Below are 14,364 nucleotides of genomic sequence, written 5' to 3' on the forward strand. Positions count from 1 at the left end.
TCAGCTCCTCAGCCGGTCATTCTCGGGATCGAACGGCGAATCCGCGATCACGGTGGCGCGGTGGCGTTTGCCCAGGATGACGATGTCCAGGTCCCTGCCCGCCTCGGCGAGATCCGGCCTGACCATCGCCAGCGCCAGCGACTTGCCCGTCCGCCAGCCATAGCCGCCCGACGTGGCGCGCCCGACCAGTTCGTCGCCGACAAGGATCGGTTCCGCGCCGCGCGCGTCCGCATCGGTCACGCCGTGCACCTCCAGCGTGACGAGCGCGTTCGCCTCCCCGGCGTCGCGCCGTGCCAACAGCGCCGTCCGACCGAAAAAGTCCGGCTTCCTAGTGCCGATGAAACGCGCCAGGCCACTCTCATAGGCTGAATATTCGACCGAAAGCTCGCGCGGGATCAGCTTGTAGCCCTTCTCCAGCCGCATCGAATCCATCGCGCGAATGCCGAATGGCCTGAGATCGTCCCCGCCCGCCTCGAACAGCAGGTCGAAGATGTAGTTCTGCATCTCGATCGGGTGGTGAATCTCCCAGCCCAATTCGCCGACGAAATTCACGCGCAGCGCCTCGACCGGCGCTACCCCGATGCTGATGGTCTTGCCCGTGAGCCAGGGGAAGGCGGCGCTCGACAGGTCGGTCCCGGTCACCTTGGCCAGGATCTCGCGAGACCTGGGGCCAGCCAGGACGAGCACCCCCATTGCCGTCGTCAGCCGCTCGAACGCGACCGAGCCGTCCCGCGGCATCGCCTTTTTCAGATAGTCATGATCGTGTTTCTCATAGGCCCCGGCCGACACCAGGTAGAAACGCTGCGGCCCCTGTTTGTAGACGGTGAACTCGCTGCGCACCCCGCCCCGCGCGGTCAGCAGGTACGACAAGGTGACGCGCCCGATCTTTTTCGGCGCCGCGTTCGTCAGCAACCCGTCGAGCCATGCTTCCGCGCCGGGCCCGGAAATCTCGCATTTCGCGAAGGCGCTCATGTCGAGCAGCCCCGCCTTTTCAGTGACATGGCGGCATTCATTCCCGACATGCTCGAAGTAGTTCGAGCGGCGGAACGACCATTGTTCGCGGATCGGCGCATCGCCTTGCGGCACCGGATAGTTGCGGTTGAGCAGGACGTCGGGCCGGACCAGGTCATCCGCGCTCAGCTCATAGCCGGGGGGCGCGAACCAGTTCGGCCGCTCCCATCCGAAAACGGTCCCGAACACCGCGCCCTTTTCCTTCATCCGGTCATAGCAGGGCGTGCGGCGCAGGCCGCGCGCGCCCTCGCGCTCCTCGTCCGGATAATGTACGGTGAAGACCTTGGCATAGGCCTCCTCATTCTTGGCGGTGAGATAACCCTTGCCGGCATAATCGCCGAAGCGACGCGGATCGACGCCCATCATGTCGATCGTCGGCTCGCCGTCGACGATCCAGTGCGCGAGCTGCCACCCTGCCCCGCCCGCCGCGGTGATGCCGAAGCTATGGCCTTCGTTCAGCCAAAAATTCCTGAGCCCCGGCGCCGGGCCGACGATCGGGCTGCCGTCCGGGGTATAGGCGATCGCGCCATTATAGACGCGCTTGACGCCGACCTCACCAAAGGCCGGCACGCGGGCGATCGCTGCCAGGATATGCGGCTCGAGCCGCTCCAGATCCTCCGGGAACAATTCATATTCGGACTCGGCCGAAGGTCCGTCGGGATAGCAGACCGGTGCACCGACCTCATAAGGGCCGAGGAGAAGGCCGCCCGCTTCCTCGCGCATATAATAGCTGGCGTCGGATTCCCGCAGCACGCCCATCTCGGGAAGGCCGGCCCGCTTGCGTTCCATGATCGCGGGATGCTGCTCGGTGACCAGATATTGATGCTCGACCGGGATCACCGGAATGTCGAGCCCCACCATGGCGCCGGTCCCGCGCGCGAAATTGCCGCTCGCGGAGACGACATGCTCGCACAGGACATCGCCCTGGTCGGTCGAGACCAGCCATGAGCCGTCCGGCTGTTGCGCGATCGCGGTCACCACGGTGTTGCGGTTGATCTCCGCGCCAAGCTGGCGCGCGCCCTTGGCCAGCGCCTGGGTGAGGTCAGCGGGCTGGATATAGCCGTCGGCGGGGTGGCGGATCGCCGCGATCACGCCGGTCATATCGGCCAGCGGCCACAACGCCTTCACGTCGTCCGGCGTGAGCATGTCGACATCGACGCCGATCGTGCGCGCGACCCCGGCATAATAGAGATATTCGTCGAGCCGGTCCGGGGTGCAGGCAAGGCGGATGTTCGACACGTTGGAGAAGCCGACATTGAGCCCCGTCTCGGCCTCAAGCGTCGGATAGAAGCCGACCGAATATTGGTGCATCTTGCCGACCGAATAGCTCAGGTTGAACAGCGGCAGCAGCCCTGCGGCGTGCCAGGTCGACCCCGAAGTCAGTTCCTTGCGCTCGATCAGCATGACGTCGGACCAGCCCAGCTTCGCCAGGTGATACAGCGTCGATACCCCGACGACGCCACCACCGATCACCACGACACGAGCATGTGTTTTCAAGGCATGTTTTCCGATCGCTGAGGAAATGCGGGTGTTCCGGTCGTCGGCCTTCCTTTTCAGGGGCGATGGCCTGATATGCGAGATTAGTGTTGCTTATCCAACGGCCGCCGAGGCTATGCTCCCCCGCTCGACGGGCCGGGACATGGCGGGCATGCTGACGTCGATCGTGCGAGGACCTGCCTGAGATCATGAAGCTGCCGCCCGGATATGAACTGAATTCGATCGAGGTGTTCGTCCTCACCGCCGAACTCGGCGGCATGACCCAGACGGCGCGGCATCTCGGCATGACTCAGTCCGCCGTGTCGCAAACCATCTCGAAGCTCGAGGCCGCGTTGGGCGTGCGCCTGTTCGATCGCGCGATGCGGCCGCTCGCGCTTACCCCCAGCGGGAAGGTCCTGCTGCGCGACGGCGTGACCCTCGTCGCCACGGCGCGCGGCCTGGCGCGCCAGGTCCGCGAGGGCGGCGAACGCGTGGTCGATTGCGTCACCATCGCCATGGCGGAAAGCATGGCCAATCATTTGACCGCACCGCTCCTGAAGGAGATGGGGCCGCGCGCGCATCAATGGAAATTGCGATCCGGCATTTCGATGCTGCAGCACCACGACTTCCTCGCCCGCAAGCTGGACATGCTGATAACCGGCAGCAGCCAGCTCGAAGAGGTCGAGGACATCGAGCATTTCCCGATCATGACCGAGGATTTCATCCTGATCGCCCCGGCCGATCACCCCGGCCCGCTCGACCCGATCGAGGCGCTCGCCGGCATGCCGTTCGTCCGCTATTCGCTGCTGTCGGCAATGGGCCAGCGGATCGAGCGCCAGATGACGCGGCTCCGGCTCAAACTGCCGAATATCGTCGAAGTGGATTCGACGATGCAGCAGCTTTCCGCCGTCGCCGCCGGCGTTGGCTGGAGCATCACCACGCCCTTGTGCCTCGCAAGCCATATCGACCTCCTGCCGGCGCTTCAGGCAGCGCCGATGCGCCGCGCGCAATTCCGGCGCCACGTCCAGCTCCTGGTTCGGCGCGGCGAGTTCGGCGCGCTCCCGCGCGACATCGCCGCGCTGTCGCGCGAAAGCCTTCGGAACGGCCGGCTCAAGCGACTTTCGGAGGAGCTGCCCTGGATAAGCGCGGCATTGCACTGGCCGTCCGAAACCGAAGATCCGTCGCCCTAGGTGCCGGTCAAGTGCCCCACGCCACGGAAAAACGACCCGGTCGCCGCGTGCACGCCCCGGTGGCCGCGATCGGCTTGCGCCCTGATGGACGTTAATCGTTATGCCTTTGATTCGATTGCGGATCGGCGATAGGCCGGTTGAGGACCACTCCAGCTCAGAGACGTGAATGACTTCGCTTACGATCGCGCGCGCCCCGACGGCGCCGAAACCCGGGATGGACGCGCGCGTAGTGGTGGGCCTCGCCATCGTGATCCTGTTCTTCCTGGTCAGCGGCGCGATCGCCTATTCCAACATCAACGTGTTGCGCGAGGACGATGCGAAGATCCGGCATTCGCATGACGTGATCGCCTCCCTCTACGACCTGCTTTCGACCGTGCAGGATACGGAGACCGGCCAGCGCGGCTATCTGCTGACCGGCGATGCGAAATATCTGGCGCCGTATGAAGACGCCCGTGCGCGGGTGATGCCAGAGCTTGCCAACATCGCCTCGCTCACCCGGGACAATGACTCGCAGCAGGCCCGGATCGCCACGTTGCGGCGCCATATCGACGCCAAGCTCGCCGAGCTGAAGCGGACCATCGATCTCCGCCAGAATGCCGGTCTCGCCCCCGCCCTCGCGATCGTGACGAGCGACCGCGGCAAGATCGAGATGGACGCGATCCGGGCCGAACTCGACCTCATGCAGCAGGAAGAGAGCCGGCTGCGCCAGATCCGCATCGACGAAATGGCCGCTGCCTACCGCACGGCATGGGTCAGCGGCGTGCTGTCGGGCCTGCTCGGCGTCCTGCTGACCCTCGTTATCGGTTTCCTCATCCGCCGCGCCTCCATTGCGCGCGAACGCCAGCAATGGTTGCAGACCGGCCAGGCCAGCCTTGCCTCCGCCATGCTGGGCGACCAGGCGACCGAGCAGCTGGGCGAGAATATCCTCAGTTTCCTGACGAGCTTCCTCGGCGCGCAGGGCGGCGCCGTTTTTGGCGGCGAGGGAGCCCATTATCGCCGCATCGCGGTCGACGGCGTGCCGGCGGATGCGAAGATCGTCGATCGTTTCTCGCTCAAGGAAGGCCTGTTGGGCCGCGTGGCGGCCGACCGCGTGCCGACCATGCTGAGCGACATTCCCGATGGCTATCTGACCATCGGTTCGGCACTCGGCCAGGACAAGCCGCGCCATTTGACGATCTCGCCGGCGGTCGCCGACGATGTGGTGCACGGCGTGATCGAACTCGGCTTCCTGCATCCGGTCGGCGAGCATGCACTTACCTTTCTCGAACAGGTATCCGGATCGATCGGCGTGGCGCTGCGCTCGGCGCGCATCCGGACCGAATTGCAGAATCTGCTCGAAGAAACGCAGCGCCAGTCCGAAGAACTGCAGGTGCAGAGCGAGGAGCTGCGGGTTTCGAACGAAGAGCTCGAGGAGCAGGGCCGCGCGCTCAAGGAATCCCAGGTCCGGCTGGAGCAGCAGCAGGTGGAGCTCGAACAGACCAACGCCCAGCTCGAGGAGCAGGCCCAGCTCCTCGAAGCGCAGCGCGACGACCTGACGCGGTCGAGCGCCGCGGTCGAGCTGAAGGCGCGCGAGCTGGAGCAGGCGAGCCGCTACAAGTCCGACTTCCTCGCCAACATGTCGCACGAGCTCCGGACGCCGCTCAATTCGCTGCTCATCCTGTCCAAGCTGCTCGGCGACAATCCGAACGACAATCTGTCCGAGGAGCAGGTCAAATATGCCCGGACCATCCAGTCCTCGGGCAACGACCTGCTGTCGCTGATCAACGACATTCTCGATCTCTCCAAGATCGAGGCTGGCCATATCGAGGTGCGGCCGGAAACGGTGGCGCTGGAGCGGCTGGCGACCGACATGCGGCAGATGTTCCAGCCGATCGCCGGCGAGCGGGGCTTGCAGTTCGACATTGCGGTCGCGGCGCATTGCCCGACCACGATCGACACCGATCGACAGCGTCTCGAACAAGTCCTGAAGAACCTGTTGTCCAACGCCTTCAAATTCACTGAGCAAGGCAGCGTACGTTTCTCCATCGACTGTCTCGACGGTGAACGCGTCGCCTTCGCCGTCACGGATTCAGGGATCGGCATCGCGGAAGAGCAGCAACGCGACATCTTCGATGCTTTCCGCCAGGCCGACGGCACGATCAGCCGTAAATATGGCGGCACCGGCCTCGGCCTGTCGATCTCGCGTGAGCTGGCACGCCTGCTTGGCGGCAGCATCGCGCTCGCCAGCACGCCGGGCGAGGGCAGCAGTTTCACGCTAACGCTTCCGCTGGCGTACGATCCGGCGATGGTGGCGCCGCGGGACGAGCGCGTGCCCGCGCCACGCGAGGCTTCCGCCGCTTCGGCACCGGCCAACCCGCCCAAAGCGGCAAAGCTCCCGCGCAGGGTCGAGGACGATCGCGACACGCTTGCCGGATCGAACCGGGTCCTGCTCGTGGTAGAGGACGATCCGAGCTTTGCCGGGATCGTCCGCGACCTGTCGCACGAGATGGGCTTCCAATGCCTCGTCGCCGGCACCGCGGAGGAAGCCCTGCACCTAGCCCGGCAATTCAAGCCGAGCGCCGTGGTGCTCGATGTCGGTCTGCCAGACCAGTCGGGCCTTGCCGTGCTCGACCGGCTGAAGCGCGACGTCGAGACGCGGCACATCCCGATCCATGTCGTCTCCGGCAGCGACCATAGCCAGACCGCGTTGTCGCTCGGTGCGATCGGCTATCTCGTCAAGCCGGTGAAGCGCGAGGAACTGGTCGATGTTCTCGAGGCGCTGTCCTCGAAGCTTGCGCGCACGGTCCGCCGAGTCCTGATCGTCGAGGACGATCCGGTACAGCTCGACGCCGTCAGCAGACTGCTCGCCTCAGGCGTGGTCGAAACCGTCGGCGCGCGCACCGCCGCCGAATGCCTCCAGCGCCTGCAGGAAGAGACGTTCGACTGTATGGTCCTTGATCTCACCCTGCCGGATTCGTCGGGCTTCGCCTTGCTCGAGAAGCTGAGCGAGGACGGCGCGCACAGCTTCCCGCCGGTAATCGTCTATACCGGCCACGACCTGTCGGCGGACGACGAGCAGCGCCTGCGCCGCTATTCGGACTCGATCATCATCAAGGGCGCCCGCTCGCCGGAGCGGCTGCTCGACGAAGTCTCGCTGTTCCTGCACCAGGTGGTGACCGAGTTGTCGCCCGAACAGCAGAAGATGATCCAGAAGGCGCATAATCGCGATGCGATCCTCGAGGGACGGCGCATTCTCATCGTCGAGGATGACGTCCGCAACGTCTATTCGCTGACCAATATCCTCGAGCCGCGCGGCGCGCTGGTCGAGATTGCCCGCAACGGCCGGGAAGCGATCGACGCGCTGGAGAAATCCGCCGCGGACGGCGGAAACGCGATCGACCTGGTGCTGATGGACGTGATGATGCCAGTGATGGACGGCCTTACCGCGACGCGCGAGATCCGGAAGGATGCGCGGTGGAAGAAGCTCCCGATCATCTCGCTGACCGCCAAGGCGATGCCCGACGATCAGGAGCGCTGCATCGAGGCGGGCGCGAGCGATTACATGGCCAAGCCGCTGGACGTGGACAAGCTGCTCTCGCTCGTCCGGGTCTGGATGCCGCGATAGGCCCGCTCATGCCCAACGAGACCGAGGATATCGAATTCCGGCTGCTGCTGGAGGCGCTGTATCAGCGCTACCATTATGATTTCCGGCACTATGCGCAGGCGTCGATCAAGCGGCGCCTGCGTCAGGCGCGCACGCAGATGGGATTCGCCAATTTCTCCGCGATGCAGGAACGGCTCCTGCACGACGAAGCGATGCTGCCGCGCCTGCTGAACTATCTCACGATCCAGGTCAGCGAGATGTTTCGCGATCCCGCCTATTTCCGGGCGATCCGCGAGAAGGTCGTGCCGCATCTGCGCACCTATCCGTCGCTCAGGATATGGATCGCGGGGTGCAGCGGCGGGGAGGAGCTCTATTCGCTCGTCATCCTGTTCCGCGAGGAAGGGCTTGAAGAGCGGACGATCTTCTATGCGACCGACATCAACCAGGACGCGCTGGATACCGCATCGAAGGGCATTTATTCGCTCGACCGGATCAAGGCGTTCACGGAAAATCATCGGCTGTCCGGCGGCAAATCGTCGCTCTCCGACTATTACAGCAGCGCCTATGGAGGCGCCGCGTTCGACAAGACCCTGCGCGACCGGGTGGTGTTTTCGGATCACAGTCTGGTCACCGACGCCGTCTTTGCCGAGATGCACCTGATCTCGTGCCGCAACGTCCTGATCTATTTCGATCGCGAATTGCAGGATCGGGCCATCGGCCTGTTCCGCGACTCCCTGCCGCGAAACGGGTTTCTCGGGCTGGGCTCGAAGGAGAGCCTGCGCTTTTCCGCGCATGCGGCCGCCTTTGGCGAATTCGTCCGCGAGGAGAAGATCTACCAGAGGCGCGAGCCATGAGCGATGTTGCCGCACGGGCGATCGTGATCGGGGCGTCGGCGGGCGCGGTCGAGGCGTTGTCGCAGATCCTGCCGGCACTCCCCGCCGATTATCCGCTACCGATCCTGATCGTGGTGCATATTCCGCCTGACCGCAAAAACATGCTTGCGCCCTTGTTCCAGGCCAAATGCCGGATGGTGGTGCGCGAGGCCGAGGACAAGGAGCCTGCCCTTGGTGGCGTGATCTATTTCGCGCCACCCGATTATCACCTTCTGGTCGAGGCGGAGGGCACGCTGTCGCTATCGACCGACGATCTGGTCCTGTATTCGCGCCCTTCGATCGACGTCCTGTTCGAGAGCGCTGCCGATGCCTTCGGCCCGGCGCTTGTCGGCATCGTTCTGACCGGTGCCAATGAAGATGGCGCAAAGGGCCTGAAGGCGATCGCGGACGCAGGCGGAACCGCGCTCGTCGAAGACCCGTTATCGGCTTATGTGAACACCATGCCGATGGCAGCCCTTAACGAATGCGCCACGGCACGCGCCATGCCGCTTACCGCGATCGCGGACTATCTGGTGAAAGAATGTGCGGTATGACGAGCGTAATGGGACCGGTGCATTGTCTTCTCGTCGACGATCTCGAGGAAAACCTTCTCTCGCTGGAGGCCCTGCTCGGTCGTGAGGGTCTGGTCCTGCTCAAGGCGCGATCGGGCGACGAAGCGCTGGAACTGCTGCTGCGCCACGATGTCGCGCTCGCGTTGCTCGATGTGCAGATGCCGGGCATGAACGGGTTCGAGCTCGCCGAGTTCATGCGCGGGAACGAACGGACGCGCCATATTCCGATCATCTTCGTGACCGCGGGAAGCGCCGACAACCAGCGCCGCTTTCGTGGCTATGAAGCGGGCGCGGTCGATTTCATCCAGAAGCCGATCGAAGCCGATATCCTGCGCAGCAAGGCGACCATCTTCTTCGACCTGTATCGCCAGCGCGGGCAGATCGCGGCGCAACGCGACGAGTTGAAGGAAGCATCACAGGCGCTCAGGAACGCCGATCGGCACAAGGACGAGTTCCTTGCCGTCCTGGCGCATGAGCTGCGCAACCCGGTCGCCGCGCTCGGCGCGGGCCTGCATCTGCTGAAGAAGCGTGCGGCATCGTCCGACCAGGCCGACGCCATTCGCGAGCAGATGGAGCGCCAGCTTTTCCATCTCTCCCGGCTGGTCGAGGATCTGCTCGACATATCGCGAATCAGCGAGGGGAAGATCTCGCTCCGCAAGGAACGGATCGAGCTGAACACGGTCCTGCGGTCAGCGATCGAGGCGAGCCAGCTCAACCTCGATGCCGCGCAGCACAGCTTCACCGTCGATCTGCCATCGGAGCCGGTATGGATCGACGCGGACCACACCCGGATCGCCCAGGTGGTGGCCAATCTGCTGAACAACGCGGCCAAATACACCCCGGCCGGCGGCGCCGTCTCGCTCACTGCACGCTGCGCGGACGGCTCTGTCGAGATCAGGGTAAGCGACAACGGCATCGGCATCCCGGTCGACATGCAGTCCCGGATCTTCCAGATCTTCACCCAGGTGGAGGATCATCGGAAACAGGCCGCCGGCGGCCTCGGTATCGGCCTCGCGCTGGTCCGCCAGATCATTGCCCTTCACCACGGATCGATCGAGGTGAAGAGCGATGGCGAGGGCAAGGGCAGCATGTTCTGCGTCAGGCTCCCGCTCAGCGACGATCCCGCAACGCTGCCCCGCCGCGATGCGGATGGGACGAGCGATCTTGCAACGGCGGAGATATGATGGCCGGCGTGCGCTGAAGCCTTATTCCACCAGTCGCGCCAGCTGCGCCGCGACGGTGCCCCATCCGTCATGGAAGCCCAGCTTCTCATGGGTATCCCGGTCGGCCCGGTTCTTGTGCATCGCATGGGCGTGATAGTCGGTGCCCTCGGGATGGTCCCTGAAGGTAATGACCGCGCTCATGAAACCACGTTCGGCCGGCCGCCATCCACCGAGCAGGCAGTTGGTGAAGACGATCCGCTCCATCTCATCCACCGCGAGGAAGCAGGCGTCGAGATGCGGCACGAAATCCCCGCCATCCTCGCTCATCAAGGTCGTGAACGCACCGCCGGGGCGCAGGTCCATCGCCACGACCTTGCACAGCGTCGGCGCCGGGATCCACCACTGCGCGAACTTCGCCGGATCGGTCCAGGCACTCCACAGCGCAGCGCGCGGCGCCCTGATGATGCGGGAGATGGTCAGGTCGAGGTCGGGGTTCATTGCGGTTTCTCCTCAATACTGGTGACGAACTGTTCGAGCCGGTCGGTGCGTTGCTCCCAAAGGGCGCGCTGATCGGCGAGCCAGTCGTCGATCGCGGCGAAGGTCGCTTTCTCGATCGAACAGGTGCGCACCCGGCCCTGTTTGCGGGTGCGGATCCAGCCGCTCTCCTCGAGCAGGTGGATGTGTTTCATGAAGGACGGCAGCGCCATATCGAAGGGCTGCGCCAGTTCGCTGATGCTGGCAGGCCCCCTGCCCAGCCGCCCGAGCACCGCGCGGCGTGTCGGATCGGCCAGTGCCTGGAAAACGCCGCTCAGCTGTTCTTGATACTGTTCCATAGGGCTAAGTAATATGCACCATCACTTAGCTCAATAGCTAAGCTTTACGGCCTCACGCCGCTCGCGACGTCTTCTCATTGGGCGCCGCTTCTGCCCTGTCGGTGTGTCCATGACGGCATGCTTAAGTATTTGTCACGGACACTTGGGCTGAGTCGTACGTTCCACATCTGACGGCCGATGCAGCACGCTTTGTCGCATCGGAACGTGCTGGAGGAAGACATGAAGACAGGAATCTCGCGGGCCGCCCTCGTCGCAGTGCTGGGCGCCGCAACCTTGATGACGGCGGGCTGCGCCACCGAAACCGCCTATCGCCCGGCAACCGGCACCGGCTTCGCGCGCGCGGGCTATAGCGACCGGATGATCGAGGCCAACCGCTACATGGTGAGCTTCGCCGGCAACAGCTACACCTCGCGCGACACGGTCGAGCGGTATCTGCTCTACCGGTCGGCCGAGCTGACGGTGCAACATGGGTATGACTATTTCATCCTGGCCGATCGCGACACCGACCGGCGCACCCGCACCTACACCACGCCGAGCGCTTTCGGCCCCGGACCCTATGGCTATTGGGGACCGAGCTGGCGCTATCGCGGCCGCGGCTTTGGCTGGCGCAGCTGGGATCCGTTCTGGGGCGACCCCTTCTGGGACCGCAGCGTGGATATCAACACGGTCGACAAATATGAGGCCAATGCCGAGATCGTGCTCGGCCGAGGCCCCAAGCCGCGCGACAATGTCCGCGCCTTCGACGCGCGCGAGGTGATGAACAACCTCGGTCCTTCGATCGTGATGCCCAAATAAAAGAAAGGCTCCCCCGCACTGCGGGGGAGCCTTTCCTTTACGCTACGCCGACCGCGCCGTGGCAATGCTTGTACTTGCGCCCCGAGCCGCACGGGCACGGCGCATTGCGGCTCACCTTGCCTTCCCATTCAGCCGGATCCTCGCCGACCTCGTCGCCCGTCGGGCGCGGGATCGATAGCGGCGGCAGTGTCGTGGTCAGCAGGCCGCGCGTTCCGGCGTCGAAATCCGCGCTGTCATCGTCACCGCTGAACGGGTCGAAATGAGTCGTGATGAAGTCAGGCAGGTCAGGCAGCGGCGGCGCTTCCTGGATCTGGAACTGGGCGTGCGCGATGGTGCGGGTCACATCCTCGCGAATGTTGCCGAGCATGCGCTCGAACAGCGAAAAGGCTTCCTGCTTATACTCGTTGATCGGCGTCTTCTGCGCATAGGCGCGCAGATGGACGACCTGGCGCAGCGCATCGAGCGTCGCCAGATGCTCTTTCCAGTGATGATCGAGATTCTGCAGCAGGATCGACTTCTCGACCTGGATCCATTGCTCCGGCTCCAGCATCGCGGCCTTTTCGGCGACCATCGCATCGGCCGCCTCGCGCACGCGTTCCTCGACCACTTCCGGATCGATCGCCTCTTCCTTCAGCCAGTCGTCGATCGGCGGCTCGAGCGCGAGCGTCTCTGCGAGCTTCGCGCGCATGCCCTCCACGTCCCATTGCTCGGGATAGCTATTGGGCGGGCAGGCCTCGCCGACGATCGAATTGACCAGCTCGGTGCGCATGTCGGCAACGACGTCGCCGACCGTATCGGCATCCATGATGTCCGCGCGCTGCTCGTAGATGACCTTGCGCTGATCGTTCATCACGTCATCATATTCGACGACCTGCTTGCGGATGTCGTAGTTGCGCGCTTCGACCTTCTTCTGCGCGGTCTCGATCGCCTTGGACAGCCATTTCGATCCGATCGCCTCGCCGTCGCCGATGTTCGAGCGCATCATGCGCGCGAACAGCGTGTCCGGGCCGAAGATGCGCAGCAGATCGTCGTCGAGGCTCAGATAGAAGCGGCTGAGGCCGGGATCGCCCTGGCGGCCCGAACGGCCGCGCAGCTGGTTGTCGATGCGCCGGCTCTCATGGCGCTCGGTGCCGAGTACGAACAGGCCGCCCGCGGCGAGCACCTCGGCTTTTTCGGCGGCGATCTCCGCCTTGATCGCGGCGATGGCGGCCTCGCGCTCCGGCCCTTCGGGCATTTCGGAGAGCTCATCGTTCACCCGGAATTCCAAATTGCCGCCAAGCTGAATGTCGGTGCCGCGGCCCGCCATGTTGGTCGCGATGGTGACGACGCTCTTCCGGCCTGCCTGCGCGACGATATGCGCCTCGCGCTCATGCTGGCGGGCGTTGAGAACTTCGTGCTTCACGCCTTCCTTGACCAGGAAGTCGGACAGCAGCTCGGATTTTTCGATCGAGACGGTACCGACCAGCACGGGCTGGCCCAGATCGGCGTGATGCTTGATCTTCTTGGCGATCGCCTGGAACTTGTCGGCGGTGTCCTTGTAGAATTCGTCTTCCTCGTCGACGCGCTGCACCGGCACGTTGGTCGGGATGGTAACGACGTTCATCTTGTAGATGTCATAGAATTCCGCCGCTTCGGTCGCGGCGGTGCCGGTCATGCCSGACAGCTTGGGGTASAKGCGGAAATAATTCTGGAAGGTGATCGAGGCCATGGTCTGGTTCTCGGGCTCGATCTGGACGCCTTCCTTGGCTTCCACTGCCTGGTGAAGCCCGTCCGACCAGCGCCGGCCGTCCATCATGCGGCCGGTGAACTCGTCGATGATGATGACCTTGCCGTCCTTCACGATGTAATCGGTGTCGAGCTTGAACATCATGTTGGCGCGCAGCGCCTGGTTCAGGTGATGCACCACCTGGGTATTCTCGAAATCATAGAGGTTCGCGCCCTCGAGCAGCCCGGCTGCCTCGAGCATGCGCTCGACCTTCTCGGTGCCGTCCTCGGTCAGGATGATCGACTTCTGCTTCTCGTCCTTCTCGTAATCCTCGGCCGCGAGTTGCTTCACCACCAGATCGACGCTGCGATACAGGTCCGACTTGTCGTCGGTCGGGCCGGAGATGATCAGCGGGGTACGCGCTTCGTCGATCAGCACCGAATCGACCTCGTCGACGATCGCCATGGCGAACGGGCGCTGCACCATCGAGGCGCGCTCATATTTCATGTTGTCGCGCAGGTAATCGAAGCCGAACTCGTTGTTCGTGCCATAGGTGATGTCGGCGGCATACGCGTCGCGGCGCTGCTGGTCGGTCAAATTGGGGATGATCACGCCGGTCGTCAGGCCAAGGAAGCTATAGATCTGGCTCATCCAGTCGGCATCGCGCGCCGCGAGATAATCGTTGACGGTGATGACATGAACGCCGGTCCCGGGCAGCGCGTTCAGATACACCGCGAGCGTCGCGACCAGCGTCTTGCCCTCGCCGGTGCGCATCTCGGCGATCTCGCCGCGGTGGAGCACGATGCCGCCGACCATCTGCACGTCGTAATGGCGCTGGCCCAGCGTTCGCTTCGCCGCTTCGCGCACCGTGGCGAACGCCTCGGGCAGCAGGTCGTCGAGCTTGGTGCCGTTCGCCAGCCGCTCACGGAACAGCACGGTCTGGTTGGCAAGCTCGGCGTCGCTCATCGCCGAGATGGTCGGTTCGAACGACGCGATCTTCGCGACGATGGTGCCGAGGGATTTGACGTAACGGTCGTTCGAAGAACCGAAAAGCGATTTGGCAAAGCCGCCGAGCATGGAGAATTCCCGATCTGTAAAGACATGGCCGCCGGGTCGTGCCGGGCGGCGAAATGGATATGAATGGAGCCGGCGACAGCCGGATCA

Annotated in this window: 10 protein-coding genes; 6 read left to right on the forward strand and 4 right to left on the reverse strand. The window is 64.2% G+C overall.

Going from position 1 to position 14,364, the window contains the following annotated elements:
• A complete protein-coding gene (locus AC1DX5_RS04360; RefSeq protein WP_478014327.1) occupies window positions 1–2,508 on the reverse strand; it encodes a GcvT family protein in 2,508 nt (835 codons plus the stop codon).
• 188 nt (window positions 2,509–2,696) lie between these two features.
• Between AC1DX5_RS04360 and AC1DX5_RS04365 the strand changes: the two genes are divergently transcribed.
• From AC1DX5_RS04365 to AC1DX5_RS04385, 5 genes are all read left to right on the forward strand, one after another.
• Complete coding sequence (locus AC1DX5_RS04365; RefSeq protein WP_465176788.1) at window positions 2,697–3,677, forward strand: LysR family transcriptional regulator; 981 nt, start codon at window positions 2,697–2,699, stop codon at window positions 3,675–3,677.
• A gap of 166 nt (window positions 3,678–3,843) precedes the next feature.
• Window positions 3,844–7,281: a response regulator gene (locus AC1DX5_RS04370; RefSeq protein ID WP_478014328.1), complete on the forward strand. Its 3,438-nt coding sequence runs from the start codon at window positions 3,844–3,846 to the stop codon at window positions 7,279–7,281.
• 8 nt (window positions 7,282–7,289) lie between these two features.
• Window positions 7,290–8,114, forward strand: a complete 825-nt coding sequence (locus tag AC1DX5_RS04375; RefSeq protein WP_465173466.1) for a CheR family methyltransferase — start codon at window positions 7,290–7,292, stop codon at window positions 8,112–8,114.
• Window positions 8,111–8,686, forward strand: a complete 576-nt coding sequence (locus AC1DX5_RS04380) for a chemotaxis protein CheB (protein WP_465173467.1) — start codon at window positions 8,111–8,113, stop codon at window positions 8,684–8,686. Before AC1DX5_RS04375 ends, AC1DX5_RS04380 begins: the two co-directional genes overlap by 4 nt.
• Entirely contained in the window at window positions 8,683–9,888 is a 1,206-nt protein-coding gene (locus tag AC1DX5_RS04385) for a hybrid sensor histidine kinase/response regulator (protein WP_465173468.1), read from the forward strand. Before AC1DX5_RS04380 ends, AC1DX5_RS04385 begins: the two co-directional genes overlap by 4 nt.
• 21 nt (window positions 9,889–9,909) lie before the next feature.
• Here the strand turns inward: AC1DX5_RS04385 and AC1DX5_RS04390 are convergent, their stop codons facing one another.
• Together AC1DX5_RS04390 and AC1DX5_RS04395 are read right to left on the reverse strand one after the other, a co-directional pair.
• Complete coding sequence (locus AC1DX5_RS04390; protein ID WP_478014329.1) at window positions 9,910–10,365, reverse strand: SRPBCC family protein; 456 nt, start codon at window positions 10,363–10,365, stop codon at window positions 9,910–9,912.
• A complete protein-coding gene (locus tag AC1DX5_RS04395) occupies window positions 10,362–10,700 on the reverse strand; it encodes an ArsR/SmtB family transcription factor (RefSeq protein WP_478014330.1) in 339 nt (112 codons plus the stop codon). The genes AC1DX5_RS04390 and AC1DX5_RS04395 overlap by 4 nt, the downstream gene beginning before the upstream one ends.
• 219 nt (window positions 10,701–10,919) lie before the next feature.
• Here AC1DX5_RS04395 and AC1DX5_RS04400 point away from each other — a divergent pair, with 219 nt between their 5' ends.
• On the forward strand, window positions 10,920–11,495 hold the full coding sequence (locus tag AC1DX5_RS04400; protein WP_465173471.1) for a CC0125/CC1285 family lipoprotein: 576 nt from the start codon (window positions 10,920–10,922) through the stop codon (window positions 11,493–11,495).
• 37 nt (window positions 11,496–11,532) lie between these two features.
• Here AC1DX5_RS04400 and secA read toward each other — a convergent pair whose 3' ends face one another.
• Entirely contained in the window at window positions 11,533–14,277 is a 2,745-nt protein-coding gene (secA, locus tag AC1DX5_RS04405) for a preprotein translocase subunit SecA (protein WP_478014331.1), read from the reverse strand.
• Between the last annotated feature and the right edge of the window lie 87 nt (window positions 14,278–14,364).

The sequence above is a fragment of the Sphingomonas sp. P2_B6 genome (assembly GCF_056404755.1).

What these genes read in the sequence shown, in the direction of transcription:
- AC1DX5_RS04380 (WP_465173467.1), top strand. Translation starts at nt 8,111, where the DNA reads ATGAGCGATGTTGCCGCACGGGCGATCGTGATCGGGGCGTCGGCGGGC.
- AC1DX5_RS04395 (WP_478014330.1), bottom strand. Translation starts at nt 10,700, where the DNA reads ATGGAACAGTATCAAGAACAGCTGAGCGGCGTTTTCCAGGCACTGGCC.
- AC1DX5_RS04375 (WP_465173466.1), top strand. Translation starts at nt 7,290, where the DNA reads ATGCCCAACGAGACCGAGGATATCGAATTCCGGCTGCTGCTGGAGGCG.
- AC1DX5_RS04385 (WP_465173468.1), top strand. Translation starts at nt 8,683, where the DNA reads ATGACGAGCGTAATGGGACCGGTGCATTGTCTTCTCGTCGACGATCTC.
- AC1DX5_RS04365 (WP_465176788.1), top strand. Translation starts at nt 2,697, where the DNA reads ATGAAGCTGCCGCCCGGATATGAACTGAATTCGATCGAGGTGTTCGTC.
- AC1DX5_RS04390 (WP_478014329.1), bottom strand. Translation starts at nt 10,365, where the DNA reads ATGAACCCCGACCTCGACCTGACCATCTCCCGCATCATCAGGGCGCCG.
- AC1DX5_RS04370 (WP_478014328.1), top strand. Translation starts at nt 3,844, where the DNA reads ATGACTTCGCTTACGATCGCGCGCGCCCCGACGGCGCCGAAACCCGGG.
- AC1DX5_RS04400 (WP_465173471.1), top strand. Translation starts at nt 10,920, where the DNA reads ATGAAGACAGGAATCTCGCGGGCCGCCCTCGTCGCAGTGCTGGGCGCC.